This window comes from Massilia sp. X63 (genome assembly GCF_041023745.1).
Lineage (GTDB): Bacteria > Pseudomonadota > Gammaproteobacteria > Burkholderiales > Burkholderiaceae_D > Telluria.
The window spans coordinates 304,414-321,719 of sequence record NZ_JBFTEF010000005.1; the positions used below are offsets into that span (position 1 = coordinate 304,414).

General features: G+C 67.1%; 16 protein-coding genes and 1 riboswitch. Of the genes, 4 read left to right on the forward strand and 12 right to left on the reverse strand.

The genetic code is table 11. The features are described 5' to 3' along the window. On the reverse strand, positions 1-405 hold the full coding sequence (locus tag AB3347_RS12810; RefSeq protein ID WP_369092190.1) for a GFA family protein: 405 nt from the start codon (positions 403-405) through the stop codon (positions 1-3). 225 nt (positions 406-630) lie between these two features. Here AB3347_RS12810 and AB3347_RS12815 point away from each other — a divergent pair, with 225 nt between their 5' ends. Next, positions 631-1,179, forward strand: a complete 549-nt coding sequence (locus AB3347_RS12815; RefSeq protein WP_369092191.1) for an SRPBCC family protein — start codon at positions 631-633, stop codon at positions 1,177-1,179. Between the two features lie 137 nt (positions 1,180-1,316). Here the strand turns inward: AB3347_RS12815 and AB3347_RS12820 are convergent, their stop codons facing one another. Beyond that, complete coding sequence (locus AB3347_RS12820; protein ID WP_369092192.1) at positions 1,317-3,095, reverse strand: M56 family metallopeptidase; 1,779 nt, start codon at positions 3,093-3,095, stop codon at positions 1,317-1,319. A 379-nt stretch (positions 3,096-3,474) separates the two neighbouring features. Then, positions 3,475-4,581 carry an S-(hydroxymethyl)glutathione dehydrogenase/class III alcohol dehydrogenase gene (locus tag AB3347_RS12825; protein WP_036210538.1) on the reverse strand — a complete coding sequence of 369 codons (1,107 nt, stop codon included), beginning with the start codon at positions 4,579-4,581 and terminating at the stop codon, positions 3,475-3,477. Between the two features lie 359 nt (positions 4,582-4,940). On the opposite strand from AB3347_RS12825, the gene AB3347_RS12830 reads away from it, so the two are divergent. Continuing rightward, positions 4,941-6,503: a S8 family serine peptidase gene (locus AB3347_RS12830; protein WP_369092193.1), complete on the forward strand. Its 1,563-nt coding sequence runs from the start codon at positions 4,941-4,943 to the stop codon at positions 6,501-6,503. A gap of 49 nt (positions 6,504-6,552) precedes the next feature. Here AB3347_RS12830 and AB3347_RS12835 read toward each other — a convergent pair whose 3' ends face one another. After that, entirely contained in the window at positions 6,553-7,074 is a 522-nt protein-coding gene (locus tag AB3347_RS12835) for a GNAT family N-acetyltransferase (RefSeq protein ID WP_369092194.1), read from the reverse strand. After that, complete coding sequence (locus tag AB3347_RS12840; RefSeq protein ID WP_369092195.1) at positions 7,071-8,519, reverse strand: M28 family metallopeptidase; 1,449 nt, start codon at positions 8,517-8,519, stop codon at positions 7,071-7,073. Before AB3347_RS12840 ends, AB3347_RS12835 begins: the two co-directional genes overlap by 4 nt. Positions 8,520-8,895: 376 nt before the next feature. Here AB3347_RS12840 and AB3347_RS12845 point away from each other — a divergent pair, with 376 nt between their 5' ends. Continuing rightward, complete coding sequence (locus AB3347_RS12845) at positions 8,896-9,318, forward strand: hypothetical protein (RefSeq protein ID WP_369092196.1); 423 nt, start codon at positions 8,896-8,898, stop codon at positions 9,316-9,318. Then, on the forward strand, positions 9,305-10,741 hold the full coding sequence (locus tag AB3347_RS12850) for a PA domain-containing protein (RefSeq protein WP_369092197.1): 1,437 nt from the start codon (positions 9,305-9,307) through the stop codon (positions 10,739-10,741). The genes AB3347_RS12845 and AB3347_RS12850 overlap by 14 nt, the downstream gene beginning before the upstream one ends. Before the next feature lie 45 nt (positions 10,742-10,786). Here AB3347_RS12850 and AB3347_RS12855 read toward each other — a convergent pair whose 3' ends face one another. The 7 genes from AB3347_RS12855 to thiC form a co-directional block, all read right to left on the reverse strand. After that, positions 10,787-11,551, reverse strand: coding sequence for a hypothetical protein (locus AB3347_RS12855; RefSeq protein ID WP_369092198.1), 765 nt, complete (start codon positions 11,549-11,551; stop codon positions 10,787-10,789). A gap of 172 nt (positions 11,552-11,723) precedes the next feature. Next, entirely contained in the window at positions 11,724-12,437 is a 714-nt protein-coding gene (locus tag AB3347_RS12860) for an ion channel (RefSeq protein WP_369092199.1), read from the reverse strand. A gap of 98 nt (positions 12,438-12,535) precedes the next feature. Continuing rightward, positions 12,536-13,171: a thiamine phosphate synthase gene (thiE, locus tag AB3347_RS12865; protein ID WP_369092304.1), complete on the reverse strand. Its 636-nt coding sequence runs from the start codon at positions 13,169-13,171 to the stop codon at positions 12,536-12,538. An 11-nt stretch (positions 13,172-13,182) separates the two neighbouring features. After that, a complete protein-coding gene (locus tag AB3347_RS12870) occupies positions 13,183-13,992 on the reverse strand; it encodes a hydroxymethylpyrimidine/phosphomethylpyrimidine kinase (protein WP_369092200.1) in 810 nt (269 codons plus the stop codon). Beyond that, positions 13,992-14,786: a thiazole synthase gene (locus tag AB3347_RS12875; protein ID WP_369092201.1), complete on the reverse strand. Its 795-nt coding sequence runs from the start codon at positions 14,784-14,786 to the stop codon at positions 13,992-13,994. Before AB3347_RS12875 ends, AB3347_RS12870 begins: the two co-directional genes overlap by 1 nt. Positions 14,787-14,923: 137 nt before the next feature. After that, on the reverse strand, positions 14,924-15,127 hold the full coding sequence (gene thiS, locus AB3347_RS12880; protein WP_369092202.1) for a sulfur carrier protein ThiS: 204 nt from the start codon (positions 15,125-15,127) through the stop codon (positions 14,924-14,926). Next, positions 15,127-17,040 carry a phosphomethylpyrimidine synthase ThiC gene (thiC, locus tag AB3347_RS12885; protein ID WP_369092203.1) on the reverse strand — a complete coding sequence of 638 codons (1,914 nt, stop codon included), beginning with the start codon at positions 17,038-17,040 and terminating at the stop codon, positions 15,127-15,129. Before thiC ends, thiS begins: the two co-directional genes overlap by 1 nt. Before the next feature lie 69 nt (positions 17,041-17,109). Further along, a riboswitch (TPP riboswitch) is annotated at positions 17,110-17,215 on the reverse strand. Positions 17,216-17,306: the final 91 nt, after the last annotated feature.

Here is a 17,306-nt window from a genome sequence, read left to right on the forward strand (position 1 = left end):
CTACTTGCCGGCCGAGCGCGTCGTCGGGTATTCGGGCAGGCCGTCGTGCAGGTTCATCCAGCCGAGGCGGCTGCGCACGAAAGTGTGTTCGCCCGGCGGCGCCTGTTCCGGATCGTCGAGGCTGGCGCTGGTGATGTCGAGTTCTTCCGGCCAGCGCGCGTCCTCGAAGCTGAGCGTGGTGCCGCACAGCGGGCAAAAGCCGCGCAGCACGTGTTCGCTCGACGCGAAGCGTGCCGGTTCCCCTTTGATGAAGCGGAAATCGGCGCGCCGCGCACTGAACCAGGCCAGGACCGGCGCGCCGGAGACCCGGCGGCAGTCGGTGCAGTGGCACAGGGTGCTGTTGAAAATGTCGCCGCTTACCGCATAGCGAACTGCACCGCAGAAACATCCTCCTTGCATATTCATGTTTGGTCTCCTTTCTGACAGCCAACATCAGGCTCATCAGTATAAGTGGCCCATGCTGTCGCGCGCCGCCCGATTGTCTTTTCGCTTATTTTAAATGGAGATACGCGACAGATCGCGTGGCCCGTCGGACCAAGTACGTCACGAAGCCATGGCCTCCGCATGCCGCGTTTCGGGCCAGACCTATCATGCATGTGGAGCGGCTTCCCAGCCCAAAGGAGAATACTTATGCTGAACCGCGTAGTTACTGTTGCCGCGCTCGCCGTTGGCGGCATGATGCTGTCCAAGAAACTGAAACAGAACCGCAATGGCTTCGGCGCCAGCTCGTCGGTCTCCGAATCGATCGAGATCAACGTCCCGGTCAAGTCGGCCTACAACCAGTGGACCCAGTTCGAGGATTTCCCGCAGTTCATGAAGAGCGTAAAGGAAATTCGCCAGCTCGACGACAAGCACCTGCACTGGCGCGCCAACGTGGCCGGCGAAGAGAAGGAGTGGGATGTCGAAATCACCGAGCAGATCCCGGACAAGCGCATCGCATGGCGCAGCGTCACCGGCGTGAAGAACGGTGGCGTCGCTACCTTCCACAAGATCTCGGACAACTGCTGCCGCGTCATGGTCCAGATGGACTATGAACCGGACGGCGCGCTCGAAGCCGTCGGCGACGCCATGGGCGCCGTCCGCATGGAACTGCGTGGCAACTTGCAGAATTTCAAGGAACTGCTGGAGAAGCGTGGTTCGGAAACCGGCGCATGGCGCGGCAAGATCGCGCAGCAATAAGATTGCTGCGCGGCGGCGCATGCGGCTGAGGCTGCAAGCGCCGACGGTTTTTGACCATCCGGTAAAAAAACGGCCTGTCGCGCAAGCGGCAGGCCGTTTTCTCGTGGGGCGGGCAGCTGGCTGCCCCGCAAGCGGGCTCAGCCCGCCTGCGGCACCGGCTTCGCCAGTCCCTTTTCGCGCGCTTCGCGGATCAAGGCACGCACCGTCCTGTCGGCCGCCTTGCTCTCGCGCTCCATGTCCTTGCCGAGCGCGCCCATCTTCTTGCCGATCGCATCCATCGGCTTGCCGGCCTCGCCCATGCGACGGCCGATCTCGTCCATCGACTGCTGCGCCTGGCGCATGCCGGACCCGTTGTGAAGCTGGCTCATCTCGTTGCCGGCCGCCGACAGCTGCCGGCCCACCTCGCTCATGCGCTTCTGGATGCGCTCGCGCTCCTTGACGCTGTCGGTCGCACCCATCTGCCTGCCGAGCTTGTCCATCTCTTCGCCGAGCGCTTCCATGCGTTTCTCGATGCCGCGCACCTTGTCCTGGTCCGGCTTGAAGCCGCGCGCCGCCACGTCCATCTCTTTGCCGAGCGCATCCATCTTCTTGCCGTGCACGTCCATTTCCTTGCCGTACGCGTCCATCTGCGCACCCAGCTTGTCGACCGGCGCCCAGGCGGCGTCGATCCGGGCCAGCATGCCGGCATCCTGGATGTAATAGGCCTGGCCGCCTTCGCGGAACCACAGGAAGTTTCCGCCGATGCGCTCCCTGGCCTGCTTGACCTCGTCCCAGTCGTCGCTGCTGCCGCTCATGCTCACACCCTTGTCGCCGGCACGCACCACGGCATACGGCGGTTCGGCCCCGGGTTTGACGACGCGGGCTTCGCTGCGCGCCGGTTCAGGCGCAGCGGCGGCGGCATGCACCGGCGCGGACCAGGAATAGAAGGCGGCGCAGGCGGCCAGGCCCAGGATCGGCACGGCCAGTTTCCAGTTCAGCGGTTCGGCTTCGGGACGAACCAGGCGTTTGATGCGGGACATAAGATTTCCTCCATGTGCTGCTGGGGCAAGTTGCGGGGTGAACTGGAACAGGTCCAGTTCGGACAATGCAAGTGCCAGGCGCCGCGGTTCGCCGAGCGTGCTTGCGGCTACATCATCTGCAATCTGTTCGCGCTCTTCGCGGATCCGCTTCGACAGCCACCACACGGCCGGGTGGTAGAACAGCAGGATCTCGATCGCGCTCTGCATCACATTCACCAGGTAATCGCAACGGCGCACGTGGGCCAGCTCGTGCGCCAGCAGCGCTTCCAGCAGCTGCGGCGGCATGCCCGAGACCAGCGCCGCCGGCACCAGCACCACCGGGCGCCACCAACCCGCCGTCACCGGGCTGCTCAAATCCTCGACCACGCCGAGCGTGACGCGGCGGGCAATGCCCATGGCGCGCGCCATCCGGTCGAGCCGGGCCTGCCATGCCGGATCGGGCCGGTAGGCACCGGGCCGGCTGCGCCGGCGCACCCAGGCCAGTCCGAGCGCCATGCGCAGGGCCAGCAGGCCGGCGCCGATCGCCCAGCACAGCAGCACCAGCGGCAGGCGTTGCTGCACGACCGATTCCCAGTGCGCCCAGGCCCCGACGCGCCCGGCATCGAGCACGGCCGCCGGCAGGACCGCCATGGCGCCGGCCACCGTTGCGTTCGCCATCAGGGGCAGCGCGCTGGCGGCCACGCCGGCATCGGCCATGCGCCCAAGCATCCCGGCCAGCGGCAAGGCCGCGCACAGCAGCAGCGCCGCGCAAGCCACCAGGTAGCGCGCCTGCGGACGCGCCCTGCGCATCAGCGCCAGCAGCAGCGCGGCGGCCCAGCCGACCAGCAGGCCCTGCCACAGGAAATCGATCAGTGCCCAGGCCAGTGCCGTGGCGGCCGTGCCGACCAGTTCGTCCATCGGGTGCTCTCCCCTTCCGCTCGCTGCTTCGTCATTGGCAACTAGATTAAAAGTTCTAGATAAAATTGTCTAGAACTTTTTTTCTACTTTGAGCCGATTGCATCGGCATGCTGGCACAGTAGGGGGATGCAGGGATGCCTGCCAGTCCGGTGCGACAGGCGGCAGGATCGGCGGGACAGGACGGAAAAACGAAGGAAAAACGCGGCCCGGAGGCTGCGTCTACGCTTGGGGGTCAGGTCTGACATTTAGACACGGGCTGAGCAATACAACCAAGTCATGCTCGAGTTCGTGTCTGAATGTCAGACCTGACCCCGGTTACGGGGTTACGAATAAAAAACGCGGCCAGGAGGCCGCGTCGAGGATGCCGGACAGCGGGGTATCAGTAGACCACGACCGAGCGGATCGACTCGCCCGACTTCATCAGGTCGAAGCCTTCGTTGATGCGTTCGAGCGGCAGGTGGTGGGTGATCAGGTCGTCGATGTTGATCTTGTTTTCCATGTACCAGTCGACGATCTTCGGCACGTCGGTGCGGCCGCGCGCGCCGCCGAAAGCCGAGCCACGCCAGGCGCGGCCCGTCACCAGCTGGAACGGACGGGTCGAGATTTCCTGGCCGGCCGCCGCCACCCCGATGATGATCGACTGGCCCCAGCCCTTGTGGCAGCACTCCAGCGCCTGGCGCATGGTGGTGACGTTGCCGACGCACTCGAAGCTGTAGTCGGCGCCGCCGTCGGTCAGCTGGACGATGCTGTCGACCACGTTCTCGACCTTGGTCGGGTTGATGAAGTGGGTCATGCCGAACTTGCGCGCCATCGCTTCGCGCTCCGGGTTCAGGTCGACGCCGATGATCTTGTCGGCGCCCACCATCTTGGCAGCCTGGATCACGTTCAGGCCGATGCCGCCCAGGCCGAACACGACCACGTTGGCGCCCGCCTCCACCTTGGCGGTGAAGATCACGGCGCCGATGCCGGTGGTGACGCCGCAGCCGATGTAGCAGATCTTGTCGAAGGGCGCGTCCGAACGCACCTTGGCCAGGGCGATTTCCGGCACCACGATGTAGTTCGAGAAGGTCGAGGTGCCCATGTAGTGGTACAGGGGCTTGCCGTCCAGCGAGAAGCGCGAAGTCGCGTCGGGCATCAGGCCGCGGCCCTGCGTGGAACGGATCGCCTGGCACAAGTTGGTCTTCTGCGACAGGCAGAACTTGCACTGGCGGCATTCCGGGGTGTACAGCGGAATGACGTGGTCGTCCTTGCGCAGACTGGTCACGCCCGGGCCGACATCGACCACCACGCCCGCGCCCTCATGGCCGAGGATGGCAGGGAACAGGCCTTCCGGGTCCGCGCCCGACAGCGTGTAGTAGTCGGTATGGCAGATACCGGTCGCCTTGACTTCGACCAGCACCTCGCCGGCCTTCGGGCCTTCGAGTTCGACTTCTTCGATCGTGAGCGGATGGCCCGCCTTCCATGCAACTGCAGCCTTGGTCTTCATATTTCCCTTCCTAAACAAGCGTGGGACGCCGCCGAATTGCAACGCCGTAAAGTTTGAAATGATAGCAAGGAGTGGACAGGCGCGTGGCGCGCCGCTGCATTTGCACAAACAGAAGGTCTGGAGTGCTGCGTTTTTTGCGGGTATTTGGAGAAAACACTGACACGTTGTACAGACAATGTGTATGGACAATCGGTAGCTTGCTGTGCTTGATCAAGTGTTGCCTACGCACAGTTGAATCTAACGTGCATATAGTCAAGTTTTTGAAATACACTAATTCAACCACCCATGAGGTGGCACAAAAAGCGCACGCGGCCTACAGAGCCAAGGCGCAATAACTTGTTTTCAAACGGAGAAGATTAATGGTAGACAAAAACACTCGCGCATCCTCCCTTCGCGTTTGCCTGGCAGCCCTGATCGCTGCCGGCGTCCTCGGCAACGCGCAGGCCGCAGCTCCCGACACCACCCGCATCATCGTCGCCTTCAAGCCGGGCGCCGCCGCCAAGGTGAAGTCGGCCGTCGCTGCAGCCAAGGGTTCGGTCAAGCACGAAATCTTCGGCATGAACGCCATGGCCATCGAGGTCCCGGCAGTCGCGCTGAAAGGGCTGGAGAACAACCCGAACGTCGAATACATCGAAGAAGACGTGGTCCGCAAGCCGTTCGCACTGACCTCGCCGTCGACCGGCACGCCGTACACCTCGGGCCAGCTGGTCCCGTACGGCATCAAACAGGTGCAGGCCGACCTGCTTTCGGACTCGCTTGCTGCCAACCGCAAGGTCTGCATCATCGACTCGGGCATCAACCGTGACCACGAAGACCTGTCGGGCAACGCGCTGACCGGCGAATACGACGCCGGCACCGGTTGGTGGTACACCGACGAGAACCACCACGGCACCCACGTGGCCGGCACCATCGCCGCCATCAACAACAGCGGCGTCGGCGTGGTCGGCGTGAACCCGAACAAGCAGCTCAAGCTGCACATCGTGAAGGTGTTCGGCGCCAGCGGCTGGGCTTATTCCTCGACCCTGGCCTCGGCCGCCAACAAGTGCGGCGCCGCCGGCGCCAACGTGATCAGCATGTCGCTGGGCGGCGGCCGTTCGAGCCGCACCGAACAGAGCGCCTTCGACAAGCTGTACTCGAGCGGCGTGCTGAACGTCGCCGCCGCCGGCAACGACGGCAACACCGTGGTCTCCTATCCGGCCGGCTACGCCAGCGTCGTGATGGTCGGCGCCGTGGACGAGAACAAGCAGTGGGCCACCTTCTCGCAGTACAACAGCAAGGTCGAACTGGCCGGTCCGGGCGTGAGCGTGCTGTCGACCGTCCCGATGGGCACCGGCCAGGAAGCCGTCCTGACCGTCGGCTCCAGCACCTACGCCCCGGGCGCGATGGAAGGCTCGCCGGTCAAGACCGCCACCGCACCGCTGGCCGACTTCGGCATCGGCGACACGGTCAACACCGCCGTCTCCGGCAAGGTCTGCCTGATCCAGCGCGGCACCGTGGACTTCGCGACCAAGGTCTCGAACTGCCAGAACAGCGGCGGCGTCGGCGCCGTGGTGTACAACAACGTGGCAGGCAGCTTCGGCGGCACGCTGGGCACCACCGTGACCAGCATCCCGTCGGTCACCGCGAGCGACACCGATGGCGCGGCCATGAAGGGCCAGCTGGGCCAGAGCGCCACCGTCGGCATCAAGGCAAGCAACTACGCCTACTTCGACGGCACCTCGATGGCAACCCCGCACGTGTCGGCCGTCGCGGCACTGGTGTGGAGCTACTTCCCGACCTGTACCGCTGCACAGATGCGCGCTTCGCTGACCAAGAGCGCGCTCGACCTGGGCACCGCCGGCCGCGATACCAAGTACGGCTTCGGCCTGGTGCAGGCCAAGGCCGCACGCGACCGCATCGCTTCGCTGGGCTGCGGTAACTAAGCCAGCCTTGCGCTGCACGTAAGAATGGGACGCCTCGGCGTCCCATTTTTCATTCCGCTCCGGACAGGTCCAGGCGCATTTCCTGTTCCATGTGCGGGGCGCCTTCGCGCATCGGATAGGGCGCGCCGAGCGGGCGGAATCCGGCCCGCTCGTACAGCCTGCGCGCGCCGGCGTTGGCGCGGTTCACGCCCAGGTGCACGACCCGCGCCGCGCGGCACCTGGCCCAGCCGAGGGCCTGGTCCAGCAGCGTCGCCGCCACGCCGCGTCCGCGCGATTCCGGCGCCACCCACATCTGGAACAGGTTGACCCTGGCGGCGTCGCCCGCATCGACCTTGGCCCACAGCAGGCCGACCAGCAGGCCGCCCTGCTCCGCCACCAGCGCGCAGTCGATCCCGGACACCGCCGACTTCGCCACGCGCGCCGCCCAGGTCTCGTCGGGCAGGCGCTGCTCCGCCGCCAGCGTGCTGCCGAAGGCGTCGGGCGCATCCGCCAGCGCCCGCAGCCGGATCGCGCGGTAGGCCTGCCATTCCTGCGCCTGCAGGCGGCGCACCAGCGCCGGCCCTGCGCTCACTTGGCGTCCGGCGCGCCGGACACCAGCGCCCGTCCCTTGGCGGCATAGCCCGCCGCCTTCGGCGCGCTGGTCCAGACCGGGCGCTCGCTCGCGTTCGCGACGTCGTACACGCCCTGGGCCAGCATGCGGGTCACGCGCGCCATGTTGTCGTAGTCCAGCTTGTCCCAGGTGTCGTCCTTGCCGTGGTAGTCGGGGAAGCCGTAGGCCACCGACAGCGTATGCGCCGGCACGCCGACGTCGGCCAGCGACTGGTTGTCGGCGCGCGAGAAGAACTGGTCGCTGAAGGCCGCATGCTTCCACAGGCGCACGCCGGTCTGCTCGGCCGACTTCTTCAGCGTGTCGCCCAGGCTCGAGAAATCGAAGCCGGTCATCGCAACCGCGTTCAGCTGCGGGCCTTCGCTGTCGTCGGTGCGGCCTGTCTGCTCGATGTTGATGTTGGCCACGGTGTCCTTCAGCGGAAACACCGGATGGCGCGCATAGTACTTCGAGCCCAGCATGCCCAGCTCCTCGCCGAAGAAGGTCATGAACACGATGCTGCGGCGCGGGCGCTCCTTGCGCGCAGCCAGCTCCCTGGCCGCCTCGATGACCGACACCACGCCGCTGGCGTCGTCGTTGGCGCCGTTGTAGATCTCGCCGTCGCGGATGCCCACGTGGTCGTGGTGGGCGGTCATCAGGACATAGGTGTTCTTCAACGCCGGATCGGCGCCGCGCAGCACGCCGACCACGTTGCGCAGCTTGACCGGGCGCAGCGCCGCAGGCGCGACCCGCACGTCCACGCTGGCGCCGCCCTTCTCGAGCGCCGCGGCGGCCTCCGGCGCGTGCAGCACCAGCACCGGCGGCGCGTCCTTCAGGACCGGCTGCGCCGGATCGACCAGCCAGCCGCCGGTGCCGGCGCCGTGGCGCTTCTCGCGGTCGATCATCACGACCAGCGCCGGTTTGCCCTTGAGCTTTTCCTGCAGCATGCGGGCGGCGCGCGGCACCGGCGCGGCCGGCACCACCAGCACCTTGCCGTCGGCGGCAGCGCTGTTTTCCAGCGCATCCTTCCAGCTCATGTACACCGCCGGGCTTGCCGCCAGCGTCAGGGCATCCAGGAAGTTGCCGGTCGCGCCGCCGGCCGGCACCGCGATCGTCGCGCCGCCCACGGCGATGCGCATGTTCACGTCCTCCGCCTTGCGCTCGGCGTACTGCCATTGCGCGGTCTGGAAGTAGCCGTCGTCGCCGGCAGGCTCCAGGCCGGCCTTGCGGAACTCGGCCGCAATGTAGTCGGTCGCCAGGTCCTGGCCACGCGAGGGCGTGCCGCGGCCTTCCAGCTGGTCGGATGCGAGGTACTGCACATGGGTGCGCAGCGCATCGGGCGTGATGGTGGCGGTGGGAAGCTGGGCGCAGCTGCTGACGGCCAGTGCCAGGACAAGGGCGGAAACGAGGGGGCGGAACGGAAGACGCATGCGTTTGCTTTCGTAGGAAATGGCAAGAAAGCAATATCGCATGGGCCGGCACACCGGTCAATGCGGGGGCGGGCCATTTTGATGCATATGTTCGGGTCCGGCACTCCCCTCTTCCCTAGCGGAACCCGCATGCATCGGGCAGCGGATGCCGCCCGCGTCAAGCTGCCGGCAATGTATTAACGCGGCTAGCACAAGACGTGTTCTTCATCCTTGAGACCGAACAATATATGTACATCTAAACACAGATCAATAGAATATTTGCAACAGATTTTTACAATTTCGTTATCTCGGCGGCTATAGTTGTTGTGAACCGGCTTGGTGAGCGGGGAATAAGGATGCACCGATCGACGTTTAATTTCCTGAGAGACTAGACAACATGCATATTCGCGGAATCACACTAGGTAGCGCCCTCGCCGTCGCGGCGCTGGCGCTCGCGGGCTCGGCCGTCGCCGCCGGCCAGGAAGGCCAGACCGTCGCCAAGGATCCGGTCACCGGCAAGATTCGCAATGCGACCGCCGCCGAAGCCAAGGAGCTCAACGAGCTGCGCGCCGCCCAGCGCGCCGCCGACAAGGCCGCGCGCCAGGCTTCCGGCGCACCGATGGCCAACGTCGCGCGCCTTCAGAAAAACGGCATCGTCGCAGCGCACGTCGACGAAGAGTCGATCATGTACACGGTGGTGCACCGTAGCGCGGACGGCAAGCTCGAACAGAACTGCGTCCACGGCAAGCATGCCGCCGAAGCCACCCTGACCGCCCCAGTGAGCACGCACGCGAAGGAGTCCCAGAATGAAGTCGAATAAGCGCCCAAGCCTGACCCTGGTGGCCGCGGCCCTGGCCCTTGCATGCGCCGGCATGAGCAGCGCCCAGGCAGCAGCAAAAATCGTGATCAACAACCTGAACGCGCCGGGCGTCGGCTTCAACGACCCGACGCCGGCCGCCCCGGTCGGCGGCAACACCGGCACCACCCTCGGCCAGCAGCGCCTGATCGCCTTCACCCACGCGGCCAACATCTGGGGCGCGACCCTGACCAGCTCGGTGCCGATCGTGATCAACGCGCAGTTCCGCCCGCTCTCGTGCACCGCCACCAGCGCCGTCCTCGGCAGCGCCGGCGCCACCCAGGTGTTCGGCGGCTTCCCGGGCGCACCGAAGGCCGACACCTGGTATTCGTACGCCCTGGCCAACAAGCTGTACGGCAGCGAGATCTCGGACTCCCCCGGGGCCCAGATCAACGCCAATTTCAACTCCGAACTGGGCAAGTCGAACTGCCTGGCCGGTAGCTCGTTCTACCTGGGCCTGGACGCCAACGAAGGCAACAACATCGACTTCGTCGCCACCCTGCTGCACGAAATGGGCCACGGCCTGGGCTTCCAGACCTTTACCAACGGCCAGACCGGCGCCCCGCTGGCCGGCTACCCCTCGGTCTGGGACCACTACCTGCTCGACAACACCACCAACAAGCTGTGGGTCGACATGACCAACGCCGAGCGCGCCGCATCGGCCCTGAAGCCGGGCGGCCTGTCCTGGACCGGCCCGAAGGTGACCGCGGCGGTGCCCTCGGTGCTGACCGCCACCGCGCAGCTGCGCGTGATCGGCGCCGGCGCCGCCTCCTCGGCCGGCGACCTGTATGCGGTCGGCGAAGCCGATTTCGGCCCGAAGATCGACAAGTCGCCGCTCACCGGCCAGATCGCCGCGGTGGCCCTGCAGCCGGACAGCCCCGGCTCGGCCTGCACCCCGTTCAATGCGGCCAACGCCGAGGCGGTGCGCCGCAAGATCGCCCTGGTCAGCCGCGGCACCTGCGGCTTCGCGGTCAAGGTCAAGAACGCCCAGAACGCCGGTGCGATCGGCGTCATCGTGGCCGACAACGCACCGGGCGCGGTGGCCGGCATGGGCGGCGCCGATCCGAGCATCACCATCCCGGCGCTGCGCGTGACCCAGGCCGACGGCGCCATGATCGCCGCCAGCCTGGTCAAGGCGAACGCCAATCCGATGGGTACGGTGGGCAAGTTCGAGCGCTCCAAGACCCTGATCTCGGGCGCCGATGCGGCGCGCCGCATCACGATGTTCACGCCGAACCCCTACCAGCCGGGTTCGTCGGTGTCGCACTACAACACCACCGCCACCCGCAACCAGCTGATGGAACCGTCGATCAACGCCGACCTGACCCACACGGTCACGGCGCCGACCGACCTGACGCTGGAACTGTTCAAGGACATCGGCTGGTAAGCGGCCGCGCCTGAACCCAACAACCGCCTGCTTGCAGGCGGTTTTTCATTGGGCGCGCAGCCGCGTGTCCAGTTCTTTTTCGGCAGGCGGGTTGGCGAACACCTGGTCCAGCGTCCAGCCCTTCCTGTCGAGCAGGTAGGCGACCTTCAGGTGGTATTCGCGGTACAAGCCGCTCTTCTTGCGATCCAGCGCGCGCTCGCCGGCGGCGAACAGCGCGCGGTTTTCCTCGAAATCGAAATCGTCGCCCTTGCCCACGTAGTCGGCATAGCCTTCCAGCAGCCATTCCGGATAACGCAGCATGACCGTGCGCCCGAAGCGGCGCGACACGTCGCCGTGGGTGATCTCGTGGGCGATGAAATACGACAGCGGACGTTGCGCGGCATCGGCGATGGGCCCCGCGCCCGGCGAGTGGATGCGGTTGGACGGGATGTCGGCGGCGCGGATGAACACCTGCCGGGTCAGCCAGACGTCGGCCGCGCCGCCCATCCGCGCATTGAAGGCGCGGCCGTAGAACCACAGGCGCCAGGCATCGTTGCAGAAGAAGATCTCGACCGGCGTCTCGCGGTCGTGCAGGCTCGACCTGCGCAGGCGCCGCGTCACGTCGTCCAGCACGGCGTTGATCTCTTCCGGGATGGGCCGGTCCGACCATACCCGGTAGTTCTGGTAGCTGCCGCGGTAATCGAACATCGGCTTGGGAAAGGCGGTGGCGAGCACGTAGGCGGCCAGCAGCAGCAACAGGCCGGCCACGCAGCGTGCCAGCAGGACGAAGGCGCGCCGTGCGGCGCCGCGGGTTCGGGTCTCGGGGATCATGAAGCCAGTGCGATTCGTGCAGCGGTGGCGGGATTGCCCGGGCTGCCAACGGAGCGAAACTTACGGCATCGACCTTATCGAAGACTTAATTGAACGGCCGCGGCGGGCGCACGTACGTATTTTATTCACCACGAATGAAATCCGGCCGCTCCCGACCGGCAAGGCCCGGCGCTCAGTCGTCTTCCCAGCGCTCGCCCTGCCCGTTCGGATGGCGCCGGTAGATCCTGCCCTGGGTGGTGAAGCCGATCAGGCGCGCCACCACGGCCGCGAGGTACATCACGCCGACCAGCATTTCGACGCTGCACAGGGCGCGCGCGTGCACGGTGAGCGGGATCACGTCGCCGATGCCGGTGCTCGACAGCAGCGCGAAGCTCAGGTAATTCAGCTCGCTCCAGGTGCGCGGGGCATCGGCGTTGACGGCGGCCGCGAAGGTGCCGGGGTGCAGTTCCTGCACCATTAGGTACAGGTGGGTGAAGCCCCAGGCCAGCAGGGTGAAGGTGGCGCCGGCGGCGAACAGCTCGTCGGTGGTGGCCTTGCGGTCGCCCATCATGTAGGCGATCAGGCTGCCGGCGGCATAGAAGTAGAACAGCGCTTCCAGCGCCGAGGACCAGGCCAGCAGCGCGTTGCGCAGGTCGAGCATGTGCTGCAGCGCCAGCAGGATCACGATCGGCACCGCCAGCGCCACGCTGATCCAGGTTTCGCCCGGCGTGCGCCGCACCATGCGGATGGTCAGCGCCAGCACCACGACGCCGAACACATTGAAGGCGCCGTGGCCGGCGGGCTCCTTCTCGATGAAGGGATACAACAGCATGCCGAGCAGCTGCACCAGCAGCAGGATGGCCGAGGGGTGGCGGGTGGTATGGATGAGCAGGCGCAGTGGTCGCATCGTTCGTCGTGGTCGAGGTCGAGGTGATGCGCCCATTGTATGCAATGGCCGGGCAGGCGGACGCGCCGCTGGCGGACGGCGCCGACGCCGCGCCACAACTAGCGCTGTCCCGCCCCGCCGGCCGCGTCCCCGAACAGCGCGCAGAACGCGCGCACCGCCGCGGCCGGGTCGTCGGCCCCGTACACGCTCGTGATCGCCGCCACCATGGCGGCGCCGCGCCGTACCAGCGGCGCCGCGTTGGCCGGGGTCATGCCGCCGATGACCGCCATCGGCAGCGCCACCCGGTCGCGCCAGACCTCGACCAGTTCCGGCGGCGTCACGAAGCTGTACTTCTTGACCGGCGAAGGATAGAAGCCGCCGAAGGCCACGTAGCTGGCGCCGGCCTGCCGGGCCAGTTCGGCCAGTTTCAGTTCGCCGTAGCAGGACGCGCCGACGATCCGCTCGGGCCCGAGCAGCGCGCGCGCCTGGGCGACCGGGGCATCGGTGCCGCCCAGGTGCACGCCGTCGGCGCCCAGGGCCAGGCACAGGTCGAGGTGGTCGTTGATGACGAGCGGCCGGCCGTGGCGGCGGCACAGCGCCAGCAGGGCTTCGCCCTGTTCCGCGCGCAGCGCCGGGCTGGCGTGCTTGTGGCGGTACTGCAGCAGCGCCGCGCCGGCCGCCAGCGCGGCCTCGGTCACGGCCAGCAGGCGGTCGGTATCGTCCCAGTCCGGGGTCACCAGGTAAAGCCCGCGCAGGAAGTCTCTGTTCATTCGGTCCTTTCGATGTGGTCGGTATGGTCGCGATGGCCGCTATGGCCGGTATGGTCCATATATCGGCAGGTGTGCAGGATGCGGCGCGGGATGCGCTGGCCCGGCGCGATCCGGAAGGCCTGCGCCAGGGTCTGGTGGCAGTAGTCCTGTGCGTGGTCGAGGGCCTGCCCCACCGGGTCGCCCAGCGCCAGGCGCGCCGCGATGGCGGCGGCCAGGGTGCAGCCGCTGCCGTGGTAGCCGTGCGGCAGGCGCGGCAGGCGCCAGGCGCGCTGCTCCACGCCGCCGCGCAGCCAGCGGTTGACGATCACGCTTCCTTCTCCGTGCCCGCCGGTGAGCAGCACGTGTTCGCAGGGCACGGCGCCCAGGGCCTGCGCCTCGGGCAGGTTCGGCACCAGCACCGTGGCCAGCGGCAGCAGCTCGGCCAGGGCGGCGACGGCGTCGCCCTGGCCGAGCGGGTCGCCGTGCCCGCTCGCCAGCACCGGGTCGAGCACCACCGGCAAGCCGGGGTCGGCGGCGCGCAGGCGGCGCAGCAGCCCGGCGATCGCCGCTGCGTTCGCGCGGCTGCCCGGGATGCCGATCTTCACGGCGTCGATGCGGCAGGCGTCGATCAGCGCACCGGCCTGGCGCACCAGCAGGCCGGCGTCCACCGGCTGCGCCTCGTGCACGCGGTTGTTGTCCTGCACGGTCAGCGCCGTCGCCACCGGCAGCGCATGGCCGCCGAGCGCGCCGATGGCGGCGATGTCCGCCGCCAGCCCGGCCCCGCCGCCGGGGTCGAGCCCGGCGAACACCAGCACGATGGGCACCATCAGCTGGCCACGCCCTCGACCGGCGACGAGGGCGAGGCCGAAAAGCGTTTCGGCATGCGCCCGGCCAGATGGGCTTCGCGCCCGGCGATGACGGCGTGGCGCATCGCGCGCGCCATGCGCACCGGGTCGCCTGCCGCCGCGATGGCGGTGTTCATCAAGACGCCGTCGCAGCCGAGCTCCATCGCGATGGCCGCATCCGAGGCCGTGCCGACGCCGGCGTCGACCAGCACCGGCACCGTGGCCTGCTCGATGATGAGCCTCAGGTTCCATGGGTTGAGGATGCCCATGCCCGAGCCGATCAGCGAGGCCAGCGGCATCACGGCGACAACGCCGATCTCCTGCAGGATGCGGGCCTGCACCGGATCGTCGCTGCAGTAGACCATCACGTCGAAACCCTCGCGCACCAGCACCTCGGCGGCCTTGATGGTCTCCGGCATCTGCGGGAACAGGCTCTTTTCGTCGCCCAGCACTTCGAGCTTGACGAGCTTGCGCCCGCCCAGCAGTTCGCGCGCCATCTGCAGCGTGTAGACCGCGTCCTTGGCGGTGTAGCAGCCGGCGGTGTTGGGCAGGATGGTGAATTCATCGGGGGGCAGCACGTCCAGCAGGCTGGGCGCGTGCGGGTCCTGGCCGATGTTTACGCGGCGGATCGCCACGGTGACGATCTCGGCGCCCGCCGCCAGCGTAGCCGCACGCGTCTGCGCCAGGTCGCGGTACTTGCCGCTGCCGACCAGCAGGCGCGAGCCATACCGGCGGCCGGCGATGGTGAGGCTATCTTTTTCTTCAACTACGTTCATTGCTATCTCCATGTTTTGTAGGGTGGGCGGGTCTCCCGCCCACGCGGTGATCGTTGGCAGCGAGATCATCCGGTACGAAACCGGAGGCGCCTCCTGTCACCGCGTGGGCGGCGAAGCCGCCCACCCTACGGAAAACCTTAGCCGCCGCCGATGGCGCGCACGATGTCCACCCGGTCGCGGGCTTGTAACTGCCGCTGCGGCCACTGAGCGCGCGGCACCACTTCGCGGTTGACCGCCACGGCCACCGCCTGCTCCGCCACGCCGATCTGGCCGGCCAGGTCGAGCAGCGAGTGCCCGGCCGGCAGGCAGTAAGGCACGCCGTTCAGTTCGATCTCCGTCATCAGACCTCCCGGTATAGCTTGGCGCCGCCGCGTACGAACTCGATCGCCTTTTCTTCCATGCCGGCGGCCAGCGCGCTTTGTTCGGCCACGCCCTTGCCGGCGGCGTACTCGCGCACTTCCTGGGTGATCTTCATCGAGCAGAAATGCGGGCCGCACATCGAGCAGAAATGGGCTAGCTTGCTCGATTCCTTGGGCAGGGTCTCGTCGTGGAAGGCGCGCGCCTTGTCCGGGTCCAGGCCGAGGTTGAACTGGTCTTGCCAGCGGAACTCGAAGCGCGCCTTCGACAGCGCGTTGTCGCGCATCTGCGCACCCGGATGGCCCTTGGCCAGGTCGGCCGCGTGGGCCGCGATCTTGTAGGTGATGATGCCGTCCTTGACGTCCTGCTTGTCGGGCAGGCCCAGGTGCTCCTTGGGCGTGACGTAGCACAGCATGGCGGTGCCGTACCAGCCGATGGTGGCGGCGCCGATGCCCGAAGTGATGTGGTCGTAGCCGGGCGCGATGTCGGTGGTGAGCGGTCCCAGGGTGTAGAACGGCGCCTCGCTGCAGTGGTCCAGCTGCAGGTCCATGTTCTCCTTGATCAGGTGCAGCGGCACGTGGCCGGGGCCTTCGATCATGGTCTGCACGTCATGCTTCCAGGCGACTTGCGTGAGCTCGCCCAAGGTGCGCAGTTCGGCCAGCTGGGCTTCGTCGTTGGCGTCATAGATCGAGCCCGGGCGCAGGCCGTCGCCCAGGCTGAAGGACACGTCGTAGGCCTTCATGATGGCGCAGATCTCTTCGAAATGCGTGTACAGGAAGGATTCCTTGTGGTGCGCCAGGCACCACTTGGCCATGATCGAGCCACCGCGCGAGACGATCCCCGTCAGCCGCTTGGCCGTCAGCGGCACGTAGGCCAGGCGCACGCCGGCGTGGATGGTGAAGTAGTCCACGCCCTGCTCGGCCTGCTCGATCAGGGTGTCGCGGTAGATCTCCCAAGTGAGTTCCTCGGCTTTGCCGCCGACCTTTTCCAGCGCCTGGTAGATCGGTACCGTCCCGATCGGCACCGGCGAGTTGCGGATGATCCATTCGCGCGTCTCGTGGATGTGCTTGCCGGTGGAGAGGTCCATCACGTTGTCGGCGCCCCAGCGGATCGCCCAGGTCATCTTCTCCACTTCCTCGCCGATCGAGGACGTGACCGCCGAATTGCCGATGTTGGCGTTGACCTTCACCAGGAAATTGCGGCCGATGATCATCGGCTCCACTTCCGGGTGGTTGATGTTGGCCGGGATGATGGCGCGGCCGCGCGCCACCTCGTCGCGCACGAACTCGGGCGTGATCTCGCACGGCACCGCGGCGCCGAAGGACTGGCCCGGATGCTGGCGCGCCAGCAGGCCGGCCATGCGCTCGCCCAGCGGGCCCGATTCGACCAGCGCAGCCAGGTATTCCTTGCGGCGCAGGTTCTCGCGCAGGGCGACGAATTCCATCTCGGGCGTCACCAGCCCAGCGCGCGCGTAGTGCATCTGGGTGACGTTGCGCCCGGCCCGCGCGCGGCGCGGCGTGCGCTGCAGCTCGAAACGCAGGGCCGCCAATGCGGGGTCGAGCAGGCGCGCCTGGCCGTAGCTGGATGTCGGTCCCGGCAGCTCGAGCGTATCGCCGCGCTCGAGGATCCACGGCAGGCGTGGCGTCGCCAGCCCGCGGCGCACGTCGATCCGCGCGGCCGGGTCGGTGTACGGTCCCGAGGTGTCGTACACGAACAGCGGCGGATTGGCTTCGCCGCCGAAGCCGTCGGGCGTGGGCGACTGCGCGATCTCGCGCATCGGCACGCGGATGTCGGGCCGGCTGCCTTCGATGTAGACCTTGCGGGAATTCGGGAAGGGTTCGATCGCCGCTGCGTCGACTGTGGCGGTCGCGGCTTCAAACTTGAGTGCTGCGTTCATGTGGCTCCTTTGCGGAGCCAGCAAAGGAGTGTGCCAGGTGCGGCCGGGCGGGCGCGTGCGCGCCCTGGCCGTGTGTTCTGGCTGCTTCCCTTCGCTGGCATTATCCAGATCAGGTTCGGAGGGTATTTCTCACCCGCGTGTCGTGTTTGCGACAGCAGGACCCCTAGCGTGTGCCGCCTACCGGGTTCCCGGAGGCAGCGGGCCGGATTATAGCGCGGACTGCTCTATAATGGTTCTTTTCGCAAAACGCTTTTTTGCGTTTCCAA